The organism is Smaragdicoccus niigatensis DSM 44881 = NBRC 103563 (assembly GCF_000380645.1).
In the GTDB taxonomy this organism is placed as follows: domain Bacteria; phylum Actinomycetota; class Actinomycetes; order Mycobacteriales; family Mycobacteriaceae; genus Smaragdicoccus; species Smaragdicoccus niigatensis.
On the sequence record NZ_AQXZ01000016.1, the window covers coordinates 347,101 to 369,089 of the forward strand.

A 21,989-nucleotide genomic window follows, 5' to 3' on the forward strand; every position below is an offset into this window, starting at 1 on the left:
CGACGTCAGTACCTGGCGACGGCCTCATCGACGGCGTGCTGCAGTTCGTTCTTGACCAGACGCGAGATGTCCAACGGTCTCGTCGGGAGACTGCTGATCGGCTCACCGATCCATACGCTCGCGCCGCGCCCATCGGATTCGAGGCCGTAGCTCAGCCCGACCGGCACGATGACCGGCGAAGCGCCCTGCTTGGCGGCCCGGAAAACGATGTGTCCAAGTCCGCTGCCGATCGCCTGAACGACCTCTGGATCTGATTTGTTGCACGTTCCTTCCGGGAACAGGACCAGATGATCGCGGCGAGCAAGTCGCGTGGCACACACGTCGATGAGTCGCTGTGCCGCCGCATTGGTGGCACGAATTCCGTGGTCCTTGCCGCGAAAGACGGGAATCCCGCCCATCGCATCAATCAGGCGGCGATGGCCGTCTGCGGTGAACAGCTCATCCTTCGCCAACGTCTGCGAACGACCGATGATCGGCCGCAGCGGACCCTTCCAAGCGGATCCAGCAATGACATAGGAATCGTTCTCGGCGATGTGGTTGATCGCCACGACGATCGGAACTCGCTGCGAAAACGCTCCGGCAAGTTTGCTTTTCGCATTCTCGGAACTGTGGACCCGCGGCCGGTAACGGCGTGCCATGGCGGCGCAGATCGCCTTCGCCCGAAGTCGATTCGGGCGATGGTCGAGATAGAAGTCGTACACCGAGTCGCTGTTGTCGAGCTCGACTACCGGCCGATCCATGGCGCCTCCAGTCGATACATGATGCGAGGCACGGTATCGATTGCAGCACCCACTGTCAATGACACCGATCACTGCAAGTGACTCGTTGAGTACAGTAAGCGCATGTCGGAGTTGACGATTGGCGAGCTGGTCGAGCGGACCGGCATTCCGGCGCGCACCGTCCGGTACTACCAGTCGATCGGACTCCTCGCGAAGCCGCAGCGGGTCGGCAAGGAAGCCGTGTACGGCAAGGCCCATATCGATCGCTTGAAGCTCATCGCGACGATGCAGAACCGCGGTATGAAACTCGGTGCGATTTCAGCGGTGCTTGCTTCGGACGCACGCGCTCGAAATTCCGCCGCCGACTGGCTCGGGCTGGCAAAGCTTCGCATCGAGCCCGGCGGAGGCACCCAGGACCAGGAGCTCGACGACGCGGGACTCGACGAGCTCCTCGGTGACCGACGCGAAGAGATTCTCGACGATCTGATTCAGGCTGGGTTCATCTCGTTTCGCCAGGGCCGCTGGCATATCGTCGACACCCCGATCCTGCGCGACGCGATCGCGCTGTACGACGCGGGGATCAGCGTGACGATCAGCGCGCGCCTGCGAGACAGCCTCCGCCAGCACCTTTCGGCCCTCGCCGACGAAGCCGTGGGCACGGTCGTGGCCGAAGCCGGGGCGGGATATGCCGGCGAAGCGACCCTCGAAGACCTGGTTCGTAACCTCGAGAGATTCCGGGCCATCGCCTGGGAATCGGCCGGACATCTCATGACGCAAGAGCTCATCCGGGCGATAAGCGACCTCCGCGAGCGTTGGCCCGAGCAGTAAGAGCGGGTTGCCGGAACGAGTAAATCCGTCGCCGGTATCCATCTTCCGACCTGCGCATGTTCCGGGGAAAGTTATTGGCATGCGCCTCATCTCCCCCGCCGACTACATCTTCCTGGCCTTAGAAGGCCGGGAACAGCCATTCCATGTGGGAGGGCTGCAACTGTTCACGCCGCCCGAGGGCAGCGGTCCGGAATTCGCCCGTGAGCTCTACCAACGAGTCATGGAGACGCCCGACGTCGCGCCGCGATTCCGGCAACGACTCGGGTCTGTTTCGCCGACTCCGCAGCGCCTGACCTGGCGCGATGACACCGACATCGACCTCGACTACCACGTGCAGTTGTCGGCGCTCCCCCGTCCGGGACGGATTCGCGAACTCCTCGAGATGACCTCGCGCTGGCACAGCACTCTCTTGGACCGACACCGTCCACTGTGGGAAATGCACATCGTCGAGGGGCTCGAAGATGGTCGCGTCGCCGTCTACACCAAGATGCACCACGCTTTGGCAGACGGCGTAACCGCACTTCGTCTGTTGCAGAACTCGCTGTCCAGCGATCCGGACGAGACCGGGCTGACACCGATTTTCGCACCCCGGAAGCGGCGCCACCGCGCTTCCCGCGCCACCCCGAACCCGTTGTCGCAACTGTTCGACGGCGTAAGCGAAACTGCCGGCCTGCTTCCTGCCGCAGCCCGGATCGGACGGCAGATCGCCCGTGAGCGAGACATTCCGCGCCCGATGACGGCTCCCAAAACCATGTTCAACACGTCGGTCGGCGGCGCCCGACGGTTCGCGGCGCAGTCGTGGGAAATCGCGCGCATCAAGAACGTGGCGAAATCGATGGGCTGCACGCTCAACGACGTCGTACTGGCAATGTGCGGCGGCGCACTGCGCGCCTATCTCGAGGAGCAGAACGCCCTTCCCGATGCGCCACTCGTCGCCTTCGTTCCCATCTCCTTGCACGGTAAGAAGGACAACGAGAAGGCACCGGGCAACTCCATCGGCCTCGCCCTGGCGAACCTCGGCACCGACACCGCGGATCCTGCCGCTCGCCTGAGCGCGGTACGAAAGTCGATGGGACAGGCCAAGCAGATGATGTCCGGCTTGACCCCCGCTCAGGCGATGGCGGTGTCCGCAACGATGCTCGCTCCATCCGCAGCCGCAAACCTCACGGGCACGACGGGCCTGATCCGCCCGACATTCAACGTCATCATCTCGAACGTTCCCGGTCCGCGAGAGACGCTGTACTGGGATGGCGCACGCTTGGACGGCATCTACCCTGCATCGATCGTCATGAACGGCGCCGCCCTGAACATCACGCTGACGAGCAATGCGCACACCCTCGACTTCGGCATCACCGGCTGCCGAACCGCGGTCCCGCACCTGCAGCGTCTGCTCGGGCATCTCGACGTCGCACTGAAGGAACTGGAGAACGTGGCGACATAAGCGGCCGACTCCCGCTATCAGCGCCGATTTATTGGGAATGCCTACTGAGCAAACTTTTCCTGACGCTAAGTAGGACCCATGCGAATCATCTCGCCCGCCGACTATGTATTCCTCGCACTGGAAGGCCGCGAAAGGCCTCTGCACGTCGGGGGTCTCCAGCTGTTCACTCCGCCGGACGGCAGCGGCCCGGAATTCGCCCGCGAAATGTACACCCGGGTGATGCAGACGCCGGAGGTCGCGCCCCGCTTCCGCCAACGACTCGGTTCGGTGTCGCCGACGCCGCAGCGCATGATGTGGCGCGACGAGAAAGACATCGATCTGGACTACCACGTGCGGCTTTCCGCACTTCCGCGTCCTGGGCGCGTGCGCGAACTCTTGGAGATGACCTCGCGGTGGCACAGCTCTCTCCTGGACCGGCACCGACCACTGTGGGAGCTGCACATCGTCGAAGGCCTCGAGGACGGGCGGATGGCCCTGTACTGGAAGGTGCATCACGCACTCGTCGACGGCGTATCGGCGCTCAAGCTCATGCAGTCGGCGCTCACCGAGGACCCGGACGAACGAGGCGTGCCACCGGTCTTCGCGCCACGACCACGTCGCGAGCGGCGCGAAGAACCCGGCCTCCTGAAATCGCTCGCCACAGGTCTCAGTGACGCGGCCGGCATGGTCCCGGCCGCAACCCGAATCGGGAAGCAGCTTTTCCAGGAACGGGACATGCCCCGACCATTGACTGCACCGAAGACGATGTTCAACGTGCCGATTGGCGGCGCACGTCGTTTCGCCGCGCAGTCCTGGGAGATCGCCCGGTTCAAGCACATTGCCAAGGCCATGGACTGCAAGCTCAACGACGTCGTCCTTGCGGTGTGCGGCGGCGCCCTGCGCGCCTATTTGCTCGAACAGAACGCACTGCCGGATCAACCGCTCATCGCGTTTGTGCCGATTTCCTTGCGTACCGACGATCAGTCGGACTCGTCGAACGCCGTCGGGGTTGCGCTGGCGAGTCTCGGCACCGACACCGACGACCCGGTACAGCGCATGGAAGCCGTCAAGCGGTCGATGAACCAGGCGAAGCAGATGATGTCCGGCCTGCGGCCAGCGCAGGCGATGGCGGTGTCTGCCGCAATGCTGGCTCCTTTCGCCACGACCACCGTCACCGGAACGTCGGAACTGCTGCAGCCCACGTTCAACGTCGTCATCTCCAACGTGCCCGGCCCGAAGAAAACGATGTACTGGGACGGCGCACGCCTCGACGGCATCTACCCGGCCTCGATCGCTCTGCCCGGCATGGCGTTGAACATCACGCTGACCAGCTACGACGATGCCCTCGACTTCGGCATCATCGGCGACCGGTCCGCCGTGCCGCACCTCCAGCGACTGCTCGGCCACTTGGATGTCTCCCTCAAGGAGTTGGAGAACGCAGCGCATTAGACCCTCCTGATCCTTCGTTCGGGGTGGTGGAAGTGGTTGACCCGGGGTTTACGTTCCGGGTCAATGATTTTGGGTGGTATCCACACCGTCCATCCGAGATGGTTTTTCGTGGTTCTCCATTGACGAAGACCGGGGCCGGCGAGTGGATGGTGGATATCGCAGGCTGGCCCGAGTTTGTCGATGTTCGTCGGGCAGCCGTCAACCCAGTCCCGGTCCGCGTGGTGTGCCTGGACGTCATACGCACCCCGATCACACCCCGGGAAGCTGCAACCCCGTTCGGTCGCCGCGAGCATCAACCGCTGCCCGGGCGAGGCGATTCGCCGGGTCCGGCCGTGGTAGAGCTCGACTGGTGTGGCGTCGCCGAAAAGCGTGGCGAGGAACAGTTCCGCGTGTCCGGCCATGCGCAGGACGTCACTGATCGGGATGTCCAGTGATCCGCCGGTGCGTCCGGTCTGTGGGGCACCCAACGCGGGGTCCAGGGCGGTGATATCGGCAGTGATGATGACCGTGACCGGCATACCCCGGTGCTGGCCCAAATCCCCGGACATGAGGATCGCGCGCAGCATCGCCACGAGCGCGTCGTGGCAGCGTTGACCATAGGTACGGGTGTCGGCCTTGATATCGGCTTCGGTCGGGTCGTGGTCGATCATGGGTTCGGCATCGGCCGGGTTGCACATCCCGCGGCGCGCGAACTTCGACAGGTACGACTCCAGATAGGCGGCGGCTTCGGGGGTCAAACAGAACGTGCCGGACACCATCTTGTCGGCACCTTGCTTGTGCAGGGTGAAATGCCGCTTGCGGGCCCGGTCAAGGTCATCGTCGAGGGTGCCGTCCGGGTCGATGACGTGGCGCAAGCGGTCCGCGAGCTTGGCCAGTTCGTCGGGGCGGAACTGGGTGGCCCAGTCCGCGAGCTGTTGTTCAGCGAACACGCGTGCGTCGGACTCGACCACCCGCGGCAGGTTCTTGAAGAACCGGCGGATCACCGTGAGGTGCTCGCGACCCACAGTGCCGTTGTTCACCACTTCGGCGACGTACTCGAGGTTCGGCGGCACCACCTCTCCACTGACCATGACGCGCGGGGTCAGGTCGGCGGCGATCCGCAGCCGGGCGCGGACGTCCTTCTTCTCCAGACGGGCCGCATCGGCGACCGCGTCCACGGTCCGCAGAATGCCGAGCGAGTCATCCGTCCGAGTCTCCAGCTCGGCCAGGACCCGGTAGCCGAGGGCGTCGAGTTGCCGCTTGAGCTTCTCGATCTCGACGAACAATGCCACCTGCTCCGCGCGGGTACCCGAGGCCTGCAGCGGCAGAGCAGCACGCATCGCGGCGAGCACCTCAACGGCCTCGTCTGCTTGAACGCTGTTTTCCCCCACGCTATGTAGACGATCGCGAGGACGGATTCGTGAGGTCGCACCCCGCGTGAATCGACTTGTCAGCGCCTGCGCATAGGGTGCAGTCGTGACCTCGCTCCGTACGCAAGCAGACGTCCTTCTCACCCAGCTCGCCGGCGACAACGCTCGTCTGCGGGACGATCAGTGGACCGCGATCGAGGCCCTCGTCGAACACCGGCGACGGGCGCTCGTCGTGCAACGCACCGGATGGGGAAAGTCCGCGGTCTACTTCATCGCAGCGAAGTTGTTGCGGGCATCGGGTCGCGGGCCAACGGTCATCATCTCTCCGCTGCTCGCGCTCATGCGGAACCAGGTGGCCGCTGCGGAGCGCGCCGGAGTTGTTGCGGAGACGATCAATTCGGGAAACATGACCGAATGGCAGTCGATCCACGAGCGCGTGGCAACGGGCGAGTTGGACGTTTTGCTCATCAGTCCAGAACGGCTCAACAACCCAGATTTCCGGGACAACGTGCTCCCCCACCTCGCCGCCGATGCCGGCATGGTCGTGGTCGACGAAGCGCACTGTGTGTCGGACTGGGGCCACGACTTCCGGCCCGACTACCGCCGCATTCGCACACTACTCGGGGACTTGCCGTCTGGGACTCCGGTCCTCGCCACGACGGCGACCGCCAACAACCGCGTCGTCGCGGACATCGCCGAGCAGTTGGGCGTCGGTGACACCTCGGAGACGCTGGTTCTGCGTGGCGGCCTGGACCGCACGAGTCTGCACCTCTCGGTCGTGAAGCTGCAGAGTGGGACACAGCGTGTGGCCTGGCTCGTGCAGAACCTGAAGAACCTCCCCGGCAGCGGAATCATCTACTCGCTCACCGTCGCGGGCGCCGAAGACCTCGCGTCGGTGTTGTCGGAGCAGGGCTATCCGGTGCGCGCATACACCGGCAAAACCGATCCGACAGAACGGGAAACTCTCGAACAGGATCTGCTCGCCAACCGGGTGAAAGCGCTGGTCGCAACGTCTGCTCTCGGCATGGGTTTCGATAAGCCCGACCTCGGCTTCGTCGTGCATGTCGGCGCACCGTCGTCACCGATCGCCTACTACCAGCAGGTCGGCCGTGCGGGCCGCGGCGCCGAACGCGCGGAAGTTCTCTTGATGCCCGGCGCCGAGGATCGGGATATCTGGAAGTACTTCGCCTCGGTGGCGTTTCCGCCGGAGCGGATGGTTCGCGAAGTCCTTGATGCTCTCGACCACGAACGCCCGCAGTCCACGCCTGCTCTCGAGCCGCGCGTCGACCTCAACCGCAGCCGCCTCGAAATGGTGCTCAAAGTGCTTGACGTCGACGGCGCGGTCCGGCGAGTTCAGGGCGGCTGGATCGCCACCGGGGAGCCGTGGAACTACGACTCTGACCGCTACCAGCGACTCGAACAGGCGCGCATGTCCGAGCAGCAAGCCATGCTCGATTTCGTCGCCACATCGGGCTGCCGCATGAACTTCCTACGCTCCCAACTCGACGACCCCGAACTCAACGGTGCACCGTGCGGTCGATGCGACAACTGCACTGGCCCGCAGTTCTCGGCTGCGGTCGACGCGGATGCGGCAGCCGCTGCCAGCGACCGCTTGACGCGACCCGGAATCGACCTCGAACCGCGGAAGCAGTGGCCGTCCGGTTTGGCGAACCTGGGAATTTCGTTGAAGGGCCGCATCACGACCGGTGCCCAACCCGGACGAGCCATCGGTCGGCTCACCGACCTCGGTTGGGGACAGCGCTTGCGTCCCGTCGTCGACGGCCCCGATGCACCGGTCGACGAATCGGTGGTCAGTGCGGCAATCCAGGTGTTGAAAGCCTGGTCGTGGGACGAACGGCCGGTCGCTGTCCTGGGTCTCGACACCGGCAGCCACCCCATGCTGGTCCAGTCCCTCACCTCACGGCTCGCTGCGGTCGGCCGCCTCGATGACCTCGGTTTCATGCGGCTCCGCGACGACCATCGGGGTACGTCAGCGCAGAATTCGGCGTACCGGGTCGCCGCCCTGCTTGACGCATGGGACGTGCCGCCGCTGCCAGAGAAAGGTCCGATTCTCTTGGTCGTGCCGCGCACCGACACCGGCTGGACGCTCGCCCTGGCCGCGCATGCGCTAAGACACGCCGGAGCTGACGCGGTGTTGCCGTTTGCTGTTGCGGCAGTGAGCTGAACGCACGAATGCCGCGGTCTAGTGACCGCGGCATTCGTGGAATTCGACGTGTGGCTGACTACCACTGCACCTGGACGGCGTCGCCCACCTGCAAGTAGTCGTAGAAGTGCTTGGCGCCGTCCGGCGTCATCCGGATGCAGCCGTGCGACTTGAACCATCCCGGCCGCGAGTTGTTCGTGGTGTTCATGGCGTGGAATGCCATGTCACCGTTGAAGAAGATCGGCCAGTACATGTCCGCGTGGTGCAGGGTGCTCCACTGGTAGGTCTTCTTGAGGAACACGTGGGTGACGGCGTCCGGAGTCTCGTACCCGGGACGGCCGGTCGAAATCGGAGTCGGGCCCCACACGGTCTTACCGTGACCGTCCATCAGCCAGGCACGCTGCGTCGACTTCTCCACGCAGGCCTTGACGCCGGGAGCCCGGCACGGTGCGTTGTCCTTCGGCAGCACGCGCTTGAGTTCGGCCGGCAGCTGGACGTCGTCCCAACTCTTGACCAAAGGCGCGGCACCGGGGATGTCGGGGCCAGCCGGCATGTCCGGGCCATGACCAGCAGGCCACGCTGGTGCAGCCTGCGACGGCGCTGCCAGCACCAGCGTCGCAAGGATGCCCAGCGAGAGCACGAAGAATCGGGCCAACGCACTGATGAATCGCTTGGCAAACATGAAATGTCGACCTCTCACTCGCCTGACGCTGAGTGCGGAGAAAATGGTCGTTACCATTTCGCCGCATTTGTCAGCGTCGTCGCGCAAACGCTCCGCGAACAACAAACTCTGTCGCGAAGAACGTTAAGGGAGTTGTGAGAGGCGCACCGTTACTTGGAATAACACCTTTGTCGCATTGCGGTCGCGTTTCTGCGCGTCATCGAATACTTGTGAATTCTGTTACCGCTTCGATGACGTGATCGATATGTTCGTCCTGCATAGCGGCCCACAACGGAAGGCGAACAAGCCGCGACGCGAAGTCCGCACTCTTGCGGCACGTGGTTCCCACGCGACCGAATTTCAGACCCGCCGGACTGCTGTCGAGCGGCACATAATGGAAGGCCGCGCCGACTCCGTGCGCCCGCAGATGCGTCAGCAGGCCGTCCTGCGTCTCCGGGTCTGGTGCGAGCAGGTAGAACAGGTGCGCGGTGTGTCCACGATCCTCAGGCACCGACATCAGCTGGAATCCGTTGTCCGCCGCCCACTTCGGCAGTGCCGCGGCGTAGGAATCCCACACGCGGTGACGTCCCGCTTGAATGGTGTCGAACTCGGCGAGCTGGGCGTCAAGAACCGCAGCATTGAATTCGCTCGGCAGGTAGCTCGAACCAATTTCCTGCCACGAGTACTTGTCCACCTGACCGCGCATGAATCGCGCCCGGTCGGTGCCCTTCTCTCGAATGATCTCGGCGCGGCCGATCAAAACGCTGTCATTGGTGAGGAGTGCACCACCTTCACCGCAGTGAATGTTCTTGGTGTCGTGGAAGCTCAGCGTGCCCATCGTGCCGATGGTGCCGAGTTGCTGACCTCGCCAGGTTCCGCCCAGACCGTGGGCGTTGTCCTCGATGATCGCCAGGCCGAAGCGTCGCGAAAGTGCAAGCAGCCCTTCCATATCCGCTGCGACACCGCCGTAATGCATGACGATGATGGCAACGGTCCGGTTCGTGATGGCAGCTTCGACCGACTCCGGGTCGAGGTTTCCGGTCGCCGGGTCGATGTCCGCGAACACGCAGGTCGCGCCGCGCAGTGCGACCGCCGCCGCCATCGACGGAAAGGTGAAGCTCGGAACGATGACCTCGTCGTCCGGCCCCAGCTCGAGTAGCAGAGCCGCAAGCTCCAGCGCGTGCGTGCACGACGTCGTGAGAAGGGCGTGCTCCGCCGTGGTGATGCGCTTGAGACGGGTGGTCGCCGATGCGGTGAACGGGCCATCTCCATGGGCATGACCGGAATCGAGCACGGCCAGCACGTTGTCGCGCTCCGCCTTGCTCTTGTAAGGGTGACTCATCGCCACCTTCAAAACCGCCACGCCCGCCTCCCGGCTACTGCTCGACCGGCCCGACCGCGGCGACCGCTTCGTTGCGGTGTGCTGTGGTCCCGGTTACAGGGGATTCGACGGTTAAGTAGAGCGGACGCCCGATTAATACGTGCAGCGCCACGCCGAGATATTCCGCAACGATACCGATCGAAAAGAGGACGGCGCCCGAGCACACTAATTGCAGAACAATTGTCGAAGCCCAGCCCGGTTCATCCTCGCCGCCGAAAATTGTCGACACCGTGACATACGCTGCAATTAAAAGGCCCGATAATGCGAGCAACATTCCCAGCGCACTGACGAAGCGCAGGCCACGCGTACCGCTGGAAAGGAACATCTTCCAGAACAGCGCAAAGAGAGATTTGTAGTTGTAACCGGAAACCTCGCGCCCCTCAGCACGGAGAACGACCGGCGCCGTCGCCGTCCGACCGACAACCCAGGTCAGCGCAACGTCGAGATAAACCCCCGACGCGGTGACCTTCGCCAATTGCCGACCGATGTCGCCACGAATGAGACGGAAGCTCTGGAATTCGACCGACTGGGGCAGTCCACACATCACCGACAGCGTCCGCTTGGCGGCGCGCGAGGTGAAGTTGCGCATGAATCCGTGCGGCGGACGGTTGGTCGGATTCGAGAACACGAGGCTCACGCGTTCGCGCAATGCGGTGTCGAGGAACGTCGCGATGTACGCGGGGTCGTGCTGACCGTCCTCGTCCATAGTGATGATCCACTCGGCCTTCGACGCCACCATTCCGGCAATGGTCGCGGCGTCCTGGCCGTAGTTGCGGCTCAACCACACGACGTTGACGAAGTCGAAGCGCTGCTCCAACTCGGACAACACCAGGTCCGAACGATCCGGACCGTGGTCGTGAACGAGGACGACGTCCGACACGACGAATCGGTGGCCGTCCGGGGTCGTCGTCGGGCTGGTGTACTGCTCCAACTCCGCGACGAGACCCGCAATGGTCTGTTCGCCGCGGTAAATGGGCACGACCACCGAGACTGTGATCAATCCACTCATACGAGCGTCTCCTCGAGTTCCCGTTCGACCGGCACGATCACCGGGTCCGCTGGCTCCGGCCGGCGGCGCGAGCGGATGTGCAGCATTTGCAGAATGGCCAGACCAAACAGGCCCACTGCGGCACTGACGGCACCGATCTTCCAGCCCGGGAACTCGTACGACACCTCGAGATCCGCATTCTTCGTGCCGGCCGGGATGTTGACCGTGATGAACTGGTCGAGCAGCGCGGTGTGCGGCACGACCTTGCCGTTGAGCGTGATGTGGTAACCCGGCCAGTCGAGCCGCGCGAAGACGATGCGGCCACCGCTCGCCGAACTCACCCGAACTGAGCTCGTGTCATCGGTCTCGCCGGTCGACTGGGCGGTCACGCCCTGGGTGTCCGAAATGCGGCCGTTCCGCGTCGAGATCAGACCGTCGTTACGCTCGAGCACCGCGATGAACGCCTCATGGCCCGGGTACTTCGCCCAGTGCCAGCCGGCCGGAGCCGGCGTGGTGTCGACGTTCGGGTACTGAAGTTTGTGCAGGACCACGCGGTCGATCTTCATCAGGTCAACGAGGGTCTTGCCCGTCGACGGCTCGACCGTGAAAGCCCACCGGTACGCCTCCGGGCACGTCGTGCCGTCCCACTTCATGCACAGGTGAAAGGCCATCGCCGCATATCCGACCGGCGTGTAGCCGTTGGCATACGTCTGGTCGAGGGTCATCGGGACATTACCCAAGGTCAACGACTGGAAATAGGCGGGATCGATCCCGCGGCCCTTGTGGTGCAGCGCATCGGCGTTGACGCCCGGAACGCGCGGCACCTGGCTCAGCTGCAGCGTCGTTCCCGTGAAGTGCGGGAACTGTGCGGCGAGTTCGGTGCGGTTCGCCGGAACGCCGAACGCGAGCGGGTGCGGATTCGCCTGACTGACCTGGAATCCCGCAATCGGCGCAACCGACAGGATGAGCACGAGGCAGGCGGCCGCGGTTCCGCGAGTGCGGGCAAGCCACAGCGCGACGAGTCCGAGGGCGACGACGACCGCCACGGAACCGGTGTGCAGCAGCCAGTCACGCGGTGCGGAGGCGATCGATCGGATGAAGAGGAAGACGATCAATCCACCTGCGACGGAGGCGCGAGTGCGCCACGCGGCGAGGGTGCCATACCGGCTGAGCAGCGTGCACACGAGGATCAATGCGCCGAGGGCGAGCATCGGAAGAACGCGGACGGGCCAGCGCAGGACGCCGATTGCTGCCGGTCCGGCGGTCCAGGTCAGGGCCAGGCCGGCGAAGATCGCGATGCCGCACAGTTCACGAGCGCCTTCGCGCGCACGCTTCCAGTCGATGAATGCGAGCGCGGGGATCAGGAACCACGCGATGTAGACGACCGGCAGCGGGAAGATGATGCCGAACCACGATGAGAACGTCGGATGGGTCGTCGGCAGGCTCGCGTTCAACGACTCCGACCACGGGATTGTCATCTGGCCGTCGTTGATGATGGTGTGGCTCCGGCGCAGAGTGACCGGCGCGGTCATGACGCCGGCGATGTAGATGATCACGCACACCAGCGCGGCACTCGTGGCGACCGCCGCGAGTTTGGCCGAACCCTTCCAATGGCGCTGGTAGATCCATTCGCCCACGACGACCGACGCGATCATCAACGCCGACTCGATGCCGGGCCAGATGTATCCGCACCCGATGGCGAAGAACAAGAAGGTGAAGACCGGAATCGGCCCGCTGTGTCCGCGCGCATAACGAACACCCGATGCCCACGCGTGCGTCAGCCACGCCGTTCCCGCGAGCCCGAGAACCCAGGTGGCCTGGTCGAAGAACAGCATCCAACCGCTGAACGGGAACGCCACAGCCGCGACCGCCGCCCATTGCGGGCGCGCGCCGTAGTTGAGGCACACACGAAACACGCCGAGGGCCAGGATCAGCGAGTACAGAAGCTTCGCGAGCGTCGCGAGCAGCAGCAGGTTGCTGAATGACGGCGCGAGCAGATTGATAAGGAACTGCGGCGGATTGAAGATCGAACTCTGGCCCTCGACGAGGTAGTTACCGGCCTGCCATTCCTCTGGCACGATCGTGGGGAAAGTGCCTTCGCGCAACATCTTTCCGACGTGGACCCACAACGGGACGTACTGCAGTTCGCTGTCGTCGGTGTAGAAGTGCCGAATGTTGGCGAGCAGCACCGCCGCGTATCCGAGCGTGACGCCCACGAGTGAGACCGCGGCCCACCGCAGATTCTGAGCTCTTGTCGTTTCGTGATCCATTAAGGCATCCGTACTGGTGAGCGGCGGAAAGAAATATGGCGGTGGCCGAAGAAACTGGCGATCGCGACCAAGCCGAGAACGACGAATTGCGAGGGAATCGGCGGCAGGCCGATGAGCGTCACGAACGCGAACATGAGCGCAATGTTCAGGACCAGGCCGGTCGAATTGACGCCGACGAACCGAACGAAGTCACCCAGCACCTGGCCTCTGACCTTGAACACGAACGTGCGGTGCAAACCGAACGCAACGACGATGCTGACGCAGTACGCGAGCACAACGGCAAGGCTGTAGAAGTGCTCGCCGAGGATCTTGATCCAGGCGACGAACGCCAGAAATCCGACGAGCGTGTTGATTCCGCCCACGACAAGAAACGCGAATTGCTGCGAGGTCAGCAGTCCCCAGACCCGACCCATGACGGTCGGACGATCGAGCACTCCCCCATCCACGAGGCCAGTGTTGCAGGAAAGTGATCGAATCCCGTGTGTGCGCTGTGGGGTGTCGGCGATCTCGTCCGATTCGAATTTCGCGACCCTTGCTAATCAGGCAAGCAGGTCATTCTCCATCGCGAAGAGCGCCGCGGCACCCCGCGTCGAGACGCCGATCTTGGTGTAGATGTTCTGGATGTGGCGGTCGGCCGTCTTGGCCGAGATGAACAGCTGGGCCGCGATCTGCTTGACCGTGTGTCCGCGAGCGGCGAGAACCAGCACTTCGACCTCACGCACGGTGAGCCCGGCGGGATACGTCTGGCGAGTCGCTCGTCCGCCATGGCCGGCGGCGACGAGTACGGCCTCGACGATCTGCGCATCCAACCGTCCTGCTGTTGCGTGATCCCTCAACCGAACGTCCGGATTCTCGGTCCCTTTGTCGACCGCCAACTGGTACACGTCCGCCGCAGCGACGACTCGCGCGGCCCGAGGTAGAGCGCCCGCCGTCAACCCCTTCGGGTATCCGCTTCCGTCCAGGCATTCGTGATGACAACCAGCCGTCGGGACCAGTTCGCGAAGAGCGTCAGACCGCCGCAGCATCTGCTCGGTCAACATCGGGTGCAGTTCGTATCGGTCCAGCTCGGACCGCGTCAACGGTCCGGTCTTCACGAGGATCGACGTCGGCACAGCTGTGATTCCCAGGTCGTGCAGCCAACCCGCGCGCGCAATGTTCCGCTGCTCCTCCTCGCTCATACCGAGTTGTTTGGCAGCACGCAGAGCAAGGTCGGCGACCGCCCGGGAGTGACCGGCCGACCCTGGATTCTTGAGGTCGACGAAATCCGCCGCTACGCGCATCGCTTCGTCGAGAACGTCGCCGCTCACCGTGCGATGTGGCGACGATTCCAACGCGAGCGCGGCCTCCCACGGATCGACATCATCGAGTCGCTCGAGGATCGAGCGGCCGTGCGCGAGGAATGCCTCGGCTACCAGCGGGTCGTAGGCCTTGCCGCTGCGTGCCCCGGCGAACGCGAGGGCGCGATCGATGCCCTGCAGTCGAGAAATCGCCTCCATATCGTGGGTGACGTGCACGATGCGCATGGGCAACGGAATGTCGGTGCCCTTGACGCCACGGGGCAGTCCGTTGCCGTTCCACCGTTCGAAAGTGTCCCGTAGCGACGCTCGGACGTCGTCCGACATCGAGAGTCGCTCGGCGAGCGAATCCCCCACCTCGCAACCCGTTTGGAAGTTCATCTCCATGTAGGCGCGACCGCCGGCGAGCATCGCCAACACGTCCTTGACCCGCTGCGGTCCGGAGGCACCATCACCGGCGTGGAAAACGATCTCGCGCAGCACCTCTCGCGGGTCCGAAAGGTCCTTGACCACAGTTCGCGAACGAGTCTCGATGTCATCGCCGAACACCGCGGCGACTTCAAACGCATGACCGGTACAGCCGAGGTAGCGCAGCAGGGACACCCAGTACACGGTGTCGCGATCGTCGGCGGTGAGGCCCATCCGCTCGGCCAACTCGGTCGCCAGCACGCAGCTACGGAGTTGCGAGCCGATCGGCTGTCCAAACGCGTTGTCCTGGCCAAGCGCGAGAATCGCAACGAGTTCTGCTAACCGGACCGCTGTCACGCGACGACCGTACCGCGAATGGGGAGTTCACCCGATGCGGCCCCACCGTCGGCGGAATTAGCGTCGCTGTCATGACAAACACCACGCTCACCAGCACTGATCCCAAGATCCTCGCCGTCCAGAACCTCTACGATTCGTACTTCCGCGCAGACCTCGAGGGCGCACTCGCCGACGTCTCCGACGACATCGACTGGGCTGCCGAGGCGGCCAGTACTTCCGCACCCTGGTACGGCCGACGACTCGGCAAGGCGGGAGTAGCCGCCTTCTTCCAGGCCATCGCCGAGAACGTGTCGATCAACCAGTTCGACATCGAGACGATCACTTCGAACGACACCGACGTCATCGCCGTCGTGAAGTGGTCGTACACGGTTCACACGACGGGTCGCACCACTGAGATGTACATGCAGCACTGGTGGCGATTCGCCGACGGCAAGATGGTCTTCTTCCGCGGCAGCGAAGACAGCGAACAGACCGCTGCGGCGTTCCGGCACTGAACGAGCGAGCCTCGGACGCCGGGTAATTCGATTGCCCGGCGTCCGGGCGCCCGAGGATCATCGGCGAAATGGACATCTCGATCCGGCCCGCGCACCTCGACGACATCGCCGCACTTCAGGATGCCGAGGAGCGCGCGGCGACCGTCTTCGCGGACACGACGTCGTCCTACGCGGTCGCGCTGCCGGTCCTGTCCGCTGAATTCCTCGCCCAGCAGATCACCGACAAACGGGTGTGGGTCGCAGCGCACCAAGAGGTTGTCGGCTTCGCCGTCGCAACCTTGATCGATGGCACGCCCCACCTGCATGAACTGGACGTCGTCCCGGAATACGCACGTCGCGGGATCGGGAAACTCCTCATCGAAACGGTCAAGACGTGGGCAGCGAGCAATGGCCACTCGGCGCTGACGCTGTCGACCTTTCGGGACATTCCGTGGAACGCGCCGTTCTACGCGAAGGTCGGCTTCACCGAGGTCACGCAGCTCACCCCGGGCCTCGAGCAGCTCCGATCACAAGAACGTGCCGTTGGGCTTGACCTCGACAATCGCATCGTCATGCGACTGGCCATTGGATCGTGACACCTGCGCGAGGACCGCGGCGACCAGCAGCACGACGAGTACTGGAGCAACGAGCGCCAGCCAGCGGGCCCCGATCGGAATCGTCGCCGCGACCACCCCGATCGCGCTTCCGGCGCCCAACGCCACGAGGATTCGGCGTAGGTCAGGCCAATCCGGGAGCACGGGAGCGAACCGAGCGACGACGGAAATGACGCCAGCCATTCCCGCGACGGCCGCCTGTGATGCCGATTGCGCCCCGAGAGCGATCGCGACCCCCGCCAGACTCGCCGCGACGACCGTCCACGCCGACAGCTTGACACCGACGACCTGCGCGCCGGCCGCCAGCGCCAGACACACGCCCGAGCCCCATCCGGCCCCAGGGACGAGGACGGCGATCATGAGGAAGCCGAATCCGATGCTCATCGCCGGTTCTCCCACTGCACGACCTCGATACCGGCGGTGCTCAGGTCGCGGTACAGAGCGCCGCGTTCCAACCGCCACATCCGCGCGATGAGCGGATCGAGGTCGTCACCGAACGGCGGTCCGCTGAGGACGTCGACCGCGAGGACAGGATGTCCGCGGCGACGCAGATCGACGAGCGCGAGCCCGAACTGTGCGTCCAACAACGGCGAGAAGGCGACCACGACCGATCCGGGCGGTGCCGCTGCTCTCGGCACGAGCGTCCCCGTCAGCGCACGCGCCGCTTCTCCTTCGAGAACGGCGTCGAGCACCTGGTAGAACTGACGCCGCCCCGGCTGCGGGGCCAGCCACCGCGGAGTCCGGCTACCGAGGCACACGAGCGCCGCGCGATCGCCCCGGCGGAGCGCAGACTGGGCCGTCGACACGGCTCCGTGAACGCAGCGTTCGAGTGACTCGCCCGCCGGGCCAGGTTGCTGCGCGTAGGTGTCGACGACGATCGACACGTCCGCAGATCGTTCGGTCAGACGTTCGTTGACGTGCATGTCGGCCCGCCGGGCACTGACGACCCAATTCACCATGCGCAAGGCGTCGCCCGCCTGGAACGGGCGGATGCCGGCGAATTCGACACCGGATCCGGGGCTGTGGGACAGATGCGTTCCGATCCGCCGGGGTAGCTCACCGACCGGCATCTGCATCTTCTCGGGCTGCGCATACGGATAGACGCGCAGGCTGCCCCCGCGCACTCGTGCTTCCGCGATCCACATGCCGGTGGACGCCTTCACCCGGAATTCCAGCGCGTAGTTGCCCCATCGCTCGACCGTGATGTCGGCCGTCACGGTGCCATCGATGCGCGTCAGGTTCTGCACCTGTGTGCCGGTGGCCTCGAGGGCAATCTCGGCGTTTTCCGGAGCCGTGATCCCCCACCGCAGCGAGACCGTCTCCCCCTCGAAACACCGGGTCAGCGGCGCTGCCGGATCGATCGATATTCCAGTCGTCAGCCGTGTCCGGCCGACGACGATCAAGACCGCGAGGAACGGCGCCGCGAACGCGATCAGCACCGGACGGCTGACCATCACGGCACCGGAGAGTGCGACTCCCGCCGTCATCGCCAACGCGCCGAAGACGGGCGCAGGGCGCCAGTCGAGCCGCGTGATCGTCATTGCCGAATCCGCGGCGCGGGTACCCGTTGCAGAATGTCGGAGAGGAGGTCGGAGGTGCTCACCCGGCGTACCCACATTTCGGGCTTGAGCGACACCCGGTGCGCGAACGCCGGAATTGCGAGCTCTTTGACGTCCTCGGGCGCCGCATAGTCGCGCCCTGCGAGAAGAGCCCGGGCCCGGGCCAATTGCACGAGATCGAGCTCGGCTCGCGGACTCGCACCGACCTCAACCTGCGGATGCATACGCGTGGCCGCGGCCAGGGCGACGACATAGTGCAGAACGTCGTCGTGAATGGTGACGCCCTCGACGGCCTCCCGCATCGCGTTGACCTCGCCTTCGTCGACGACCTGACGGACAGTCGGGGGCGTGGAACCGCGGTCGAGTCGCCGCCGCAGCATTTCCATCTCGCCGGCCTCGTCGAGGTAACCCACCTTCACCCGCATGGCGAAACGATCGAGTTGCGCCTCCGGAAGCGGGTATGTGCCTTCGAACTCGATCGGGTTGTCCGTGGCCAGCACCACGAACGGTTCGGCCAGCTTCCGGGTTTCACCGTCGATGCTGACCTGCCCCTCGGCCATCGCCTCGAGCAGCGCGGACTGCGTTTTGGGCGGCGTGCGGTTGATCTCGTCGGCGAGCAGGAGGTTGGTGAAGATCGGCCCGGGCCGGAACTGGAATCGCCCACTGGGCATGTCGTACATGGTCGAACCGAGCAGATCGGCGGGCAGCAGGTCGGGTGTGAACTGCATCCGGCGGAATTGCAGCCCGAGCGCCGCGGCGAAGGATCGCGCGATCAACGTCTTGCCGAGTCCGGGCAGGTCCTCGATGAGAACGTGGCCGCGCGCGAGTACCGCGATCATGATCAGGCGAAGCGGCTCACGCTTGCCGACCACGACGTGTTCGAGTTCGTTGAGAACGGCCTCTGACCGTGCGGCCGCTGCGTCCAACGTGAGCATCATGCTGCCGCCTCACCAGTCGTGATCCATTCCAGTCGCTGCAGGATCTTGTCGAGTCCTTCGCGCCCGGGCGCCTGCCCGGTTCCGTGTCCGAGCGGGTCGACCCACATCCAACTCGGCCCGAACACGAATTCCCCGCGTTTGCGATCCGGCCGGCCACCGACCGCCAGTTGGAATTCGCGTCCGATGATCGGTCGGATGTGCCGGTCCCAGTCCGCCGCGGTGCCGTCGGCCCACGCGACGAGTACCTGCGTCTTCGCCAACCAGTGCTCAAGGCCTTCGTTGTTGTCGAAGGTCCGCCGACGCGCGACGACCTCGGGTTCGCGCATCGTGTCGACCACCAGCGCGATGATCGCGCCGAGCGCCGCCAACCCGCCGCCGAACAACACCAGCGGCCACAGCGCCGCCCCGATCGCGACGATCTCGGCGACGATGACCCCGCCGATTCCCCAGGCGAGAGTCCGCCTCTTCATGACCGCCACCTCGCGAGGATGTCCTGGAGTGCTGTCGCTGCGGAATCCCGTTGCGTCGCAGTCATTTCGTGAACACTGAACCGCGCTTCGGTGAAGAGATCACGCAGCTGCCCAGCGGGACCGACCGGCATCAGATCGTGTTCGACCGCGCGGTCGATCACTTCCTTCGCGGTATCGGACGGGCGCGGAGCGAACTCCGTGTGCGCGAGGGCGCGTTCCATCGTGGCGAAGCACGCGATGATCGCATCCCCGGGCTTTCGTCCCGGTTGGACGACTTCCTGGAGTGCCATCTCCGTGGCTCGGACGAGAGGCTCGGGTGGGCGCGGAGCAATGCCTGGTTCCGGCACGTCGCCGACCTTGTTCAGGCGCCTGCGGATCGTCGCCCGCAACGTACCGCCGAGGATCACGAGCGAGATCGTCGCAACCACGACGAGTGCGATCGCGGCCCCGGCACCGCCGGTGTCCGGAGTGGCTGGGGTCGACTGCGGTCCGGTCGTCGGCGGGGGCGGTTGTGGCGCGGTCTCCACCTGTGGCGGCGCCGGGACGTCCGTTTCGCTCGGCACCAGATCGCGCCGAGCGAACACCAACACGATCAAGGCCGCGACCACCGCAACGAACGCGAGAGCGACGTAGGAGATCCGGATGCGCATCTCGGGCCAGTCCCACGGCGGCGCTTCCGGCACCTGCCCGACCCGTGGCTTCCGGGCGACGGACACCGCTCCCGCGGTTGTCGCGATCACCGCGACGAGGAGGGCCGTGGTCACCGCCAGGGTGGGCCAGAATCCGCTGACCGACGGCCCCGGCATCGGGCCGACCGTTCCGCTGGGTCGCACGCGCACTGCGATTCCCGTCGCGACCAACAAGACGGCCGCGAGTACGGCGCCGCCTTTGCCGGTCAGAACCAGATTGCGCACTGCGGATCCTTAACGAAGTCTTACTTCCATCATGCGCACGTCACGGGGCCAAGCGGCGAAGATCGCGACTTCTCTAGATCATTTACTGCTGCTCAAGGCCGTAATCGCCTCGAACACCGCAGCCGGCCGGTCCAGCGAGACGAAGGTGCGGGCACCGGGCACCTCGGTGAAGGTGGCGTTCGGCAGGACATCGGCCAACCGGCGGCCCAGCTTCGGTGTGAAAGCCCGGTCGGCCATCCCCCAGACGATCGACACCGGCTTGGTGAATCCGCTGAGTGCGGGCGTCACCGTTGCGAGTTCGGCCGGGTCGATCGCGGTCGCGAACGCCGCGAGGTCGGCTCGGATCGCCCGATCGGATTGCGCCGGCTTGAGAATGGCGCTCGTGAGCTTCGGGTCGCGCTTGGTCATGAGCAAGCCGTATCCGAGGGGCGAATGCCGCAAGAGACGCAAGTGCATCGGCGCGAGCAACATGCTGATCATCGCCGGATTGCGGGCCAGCGAGAACAACAGCTTGAACGGTTGCGGTGGAAAGACGTCGAACGCATCGCAGTTGGTGAGCACGACGCGACCAACGGCGTCCGGGTAGTAATGCATGACGTACTGACACAGCGCTCCGCCGGTGTCGTTGCCGACGAGCGTCACGTCCTTCAGTCCACGATCGGCGATGAACTCCGAGATCAGACGGGCTGCTCCACGTGGCGTCCGGTCGGCATCGGAACCCCACGCGACGCGGTGCGAACCCAGCGGCCAGGTTGGCGCAATACAGCGATAGCCCGCGGCTGCCAATCGTTGTGCCACCGGTTCCCACAGCCGGTAGTCGACGAGAACACCGTGTACGAACAGCACCGGCGGTCGGCTGGACACCACCGGCCCGTACTCGCGGTATTCGACGACGCCGGACGGCAATGACCGAGTAGGCATTTCGGTGTCCCTTCGAAATCGGACAATCGCGGAGAGCCAACCCCGACGCTACTCGGTACCGTGATCAGAGTGCGTGCTCTGGATGCGGTGATCTTCGACGTCGACGGAACACTGGTGGACAGCGAGCGAGACGGGCATCGCGTCGCCTTCAACCTCGCGTTCGCCGAGGCTGGACTGCCGGACCGCTGGGACGTCGACCTGTATGGCGACCTGCTCGCGATCGCCGGCGGTGCGAAACGACTGACCTATTGGTTCGAACGCACCAACACTCCCCACGCGGCTGAGCTTGCCCAGCGACTGCACCGCCGGAAGACCGAGTTCCTCCGCGAACTCATCGCGCAGGGGCGAATCGAGGCCCGACCCGGCGTTGCGGACCTGCTCGACAAGCTCGAGTCGGCCGGCGTCGCCCTCCATGTGGCGACGACCGGAACCCGCGCGTGGGTCGAGCCACTTCTGGCACGCACGTTCGGTAACCGTTTCTCGACCATCATCACCGGCGACGACGTGGCCGAGTTGAAACCGCACCCCGAGGCCTATCTCGAGGTCCTTCGCCGATCCGGAGAAGCAGTCGATCGCGTTGTCGCCATTGAAGATTCCGCGAACGGCGTGCGAGCGGCGATCGCGGCCGGACTGACGTGTGTCGCGGTCCGAAACCGGTACACCCGTCTCGACGACGTCACCGGCGCGACTCTGGTCGCCGACAGTTTCACCGAAGGCGCCCTGCAAAACTGGTTTCGCGAGCGTCTCGGCTGACCGCGCCCTTCAACGTCCGATTGCCGATGCCAGATGGACAGTCTGGCAGTAGTGTGGT

At 64.9% G+C, this 21,989-nt stretch carries 21 protein-coding genes; 7 read left to right on the top strand and 14 right to left on the bottom strand.

All coding sequences use genetic code 11. The features are described 5' to 3' along the window. Nucleotides 1–5: 5 nt before the first annotated feature. Entirely contained in the window at nucleotides 6–740 is a 735-nt protein-coding gene (locus F600_RS0112135) for a lysophospholipid acyltransferase family protein (protein ID WP_018160891.1), read from the bottom strand. Nucleotides 741–842: 102 nt separating this feature from the next. Between F600_RS0112135 and F600_RS0112140 the strand changes: the two genes are divergently transcribed. From F600_RS0112140 to F600_RS0112150, 3 genes are all read left to right on the top strand, one after another. Beyond that, a complete protein-coding gene (locus tag F600_RS0112140; protein WP_018160892.1) occupies nucleotides 843–1,547 on the top strand; it encodes a MerR family transcriptional regulator in 705 nt (234 codons plus the stop codon). A 79-nt stretch (nucleotides 1,548–1,626) separates the two neighbouring features. Next, nucleotides 1,627–2,988: a WS/DGAT/MGAT family O-acyltransferase gene (locus tag F600_RS0112145; RefSeq protein WP_018160893.1), complete on the top strand. Its 1,362-nt coding sequence runs from the start codon at nucleotides 1,627–1,629 to the stop codon at nucleotides 2,986–2,988. A gap of 78 nt (nucleotides 2,989–3,066) precedes the next feature. Next, nucleotides 3,067–4,416, top strand: a complete 1,350-nt coding sequence (locus F600_RS0112150) for a WS/DGAT/MGAT family O-acyltransferase (RefSeq protein ID WP_018160894.1) — start codon at nucleotides 3,067–3,069, stop codon at nucleotides 4,414–4,416. Here the strand turns inward: F600_RS0112150 and F600_RS0112155 are convergent. Next, complete coding sequence (locus tag F600_RS0112155; RefSeq protein WP_018160895.1) at nucleotides 4,413–5,786, bottom strand: HNH endonuclease signature motif containing protein; 1,374 nt, start codon at nucleotides 5,784–5,786, stop codon at nucleotides 4,413–4,415. The two genes, F600_RS0112150 and F600_RS0112155, sit on opposite strands and share 4 nt — an antisense overlap. Nucleotides 5,787–5,871: 85 nt before the next feature. Here F600_RS0112155 and F600_RS0112160 point away from each other — a divergent pair, with 85 nt between their 5' ends. After that, entirely contained in the window at nucleotides 5,872–7,950 is a 2,079-nt protein-coding gene (locus F600_RS0112160) for a RecQ family ATP-dependent DNA helicase (RefSeq protein WP_018160896.1), read from the top strand. 58 nt (nucleotides 7,951–8,008) lie between these two features. Here F600_RS0112160 and F600_RS0112165 read toward each other — a convergent pair whose 3' ends face one another. The 6 genes from F600_RS0112165 to F600_RS0112190 form a co-directional block, all read right to left on the bottom strand. Next, a complete protein-coding gene (locus F600_RS0112165) occupies nucleotides 8,009–8,611 on the bottom strand; it encodes a L,D-transpeptidase (protein WP_018160897.1) in 603 nt (200 codons plus the stop codon). Nucleotides 8,612–8,807: 196 nt separating this feature from the next. Beyond that, a complete protein-coding gene (rffA, locus tag F600_RS0112170) occupies nucleotides 8,808–9,932 on the bottom strand; it encodes a dTDP-4-amino-4,6-dideoxygalactose transaminase (RefSeq protein ID WP_370670704.1) in 1,125 nt (374 codons plus the stop codon). A gap of 34 nt (nucleotides 9,933–9,966) precedes the next feature. After that, the gene (locus tag F600_RS0112175) at nucleotides 9,967–10,980 is read right to left on the bottom strand and encodes a glycosyltransferase (RefSeq protein ID WP_018160899.1); all 1,014 of its coding nucleotides are present in this window, start codon (nucleotides 10,978–10,980) and stop codon (nucleotides 9,967–9,969) included. Continuing rightward, nucleotides 10,977–13,229, bottom strand: coding sequence for a hypothetical protein (locus tag F600_RS0112180; protein ID WP_018160900.1), 2,253 nt, complete (start codon nucleotides 13,227–13,229; stop codon nucleotides 10,977–10,979). The genes F600_RS0112175 and F600_RS0112180 overlap by 4 nt, the downstream gene beginning before the upstream one ends. Next, complete coding sequence (locus tag F600_RS0112185; protein ID WP_018160901.1) at nucleotides 13,229–13,675, bottom strand: GtrA family protein; 447 nt, start codon at nucleotides 13,673–13,675, stop codon at nucleotides 13,229–13,231. The genes F600_RS0112180 and F600_RS0112185 overlap by 1 nt, the downstream gene beginning before the upstream one ends. Before the next feature lie 93 nt (nucleotides 13,676–13,768). Next, entirely contained in the window at nucleotides 13,769–15,289 is a 1,521-nt protein-coding gene (locus F600_RS0112190; protein ID WP_018160902.1) for an HD domain-containing phosphohydrolase, read from the bottom strand. Nucleotides 15,290–15,360: 71 nt separating this feature from the next. Here F600_RS0112190 and F600_RS27915 point away from each other — a divergent pair, with 71 nt between their 5' ends. Then, the gene (locus tag F600_RS27915; RefSeq protein ID WP_018160903.1) at nucleotides 15,361–15,783 is read left to right on the top strand and encodes a nuclear transport factor 2 family protein; all 423 of its coding nucleotides are present in this window, start codon (nucleotides 15,361–15,363) and stop codon (nucleotides 15,781–15,783) included. A 68-nt stretch (nucleotides 15,784–15,851) separates the two neighbouring features. Next, nucleotides 15,852–16,358: a GNAT family N-acetyltransferase gene (locus F600_RS0112200; protein ID WP_018160904.1), complete on the top strand. Its 507-nt coding sequence runs from the start codon at nucleotides 15,852–15,854 to the stop codon at nucleotides 16,356–16,358. Here the strand turns inward: F600_RS0112200 and F600_RS0112205 are convergent. The 6 genes from F600_RS0112205 to F600_RS0112230 form a co-directional block, all read right to left on the bottom strand. Beyond that, nucleotides 16,290–16,760 carry a hypothetical protein gene (locus tag F600_RS0112205; RefSeq protein WP_018160905.1) on the bottom strand — a complete coding sequence of 157 codons (471 nt, stop codon included), beginning with the start codon at nucleotides 16,758–16,760 and terminating at the stop codon, nucleotides 16,290–16,292. The genes F600_RS0112200 and F600_RS0112205 overlap by 69 nt on opposite strands. Further along, complete coding sequence (locus F600_RS0112210) at nucleotides 16,757–17,917, bottom strand: DUF58 domain-containing protein (RefSeq protein WP_018160906.1); 1,161 nt, start codon at nucleotides 17,915–17,917, stop codon at nucleotides 16,757–16,759. The genes F600_RS0112205 and F600_RS0112210 overlap by 4 nt, the downstream gene beginning before the upstream one ends. Next, nucleotides 17,914–18,873, bottom strand: coding sequence for an AAA family ATPase (locus F600_RS0112215; protein WP_018160907.1), 960 nt, complete (start codon nucleotides 18,871–18,873; stop codon nucleotides 17,914–17,916). Before F600_RS0112215 ends, F600_RS0112210 begins: the two co-directional genes overlap by 4 nt. Then, nucleotides 18,870–19,343, bottom strand: coding sequence for a hypothetical protein (locus F600_RS27920; RefSeq protein ID WP_156024550.1), 474 nt, complete (start codon nucleotides 19,341–19,343; stop codon nucleotides 18,870–18,872). The genes F600_RS0112215 and F600_RS27920 overlap by 4 nt, the downstream gene beginning before the upstream one ends. Then, on the bottom strand, nucleotides 19,340–20,257 hold the full coding sequence (locus F600_RS30355; RefSeq protein WP_018160909.1) for a DUF4129 domain-containing protein: 918 nt from the start codon (nucleotides 20,255–20,257) through the stop codon (nucleotides 19,340–19,342). Before F600_RS30355 ends, F600_RS27920 begins: the two co-directional genes overlap by 4 nt. A 78-nt stretch (nucleotides 20,258–20,335) precedes the next feature. Next, nucleotides 20,336–21,178, bottom strand: a complete 843-nt coding sequence (locus F600_RS0112230) for an alpha/beta fold hydrolase (RefSeq protein ID WP_026306477.1) — start codon at nucleotides 21,176–21,178, stop codon at nucleotides 20,336–20,338. A gap of 69 nt (nucleotides 21,179–21,247) precedes the next feature. Between F600_RS0112230 and F600_RS27930 the strand changes: the two genes are divergently transcribed. Continuing rightward, on the top strand, nucleotides 21,248–21,931 hold the full coding sequence (locus F600_RS27930) for an HAD-IA family hydrolase (protein ID WP_018160911.1): 684 nt from the start codon (nucleotides 21,248–21,250) through the stop codon (nucleotides 21,929–21,931). Nucleotides 21,932–21,989: the final 58 nt, after the last annotated feature.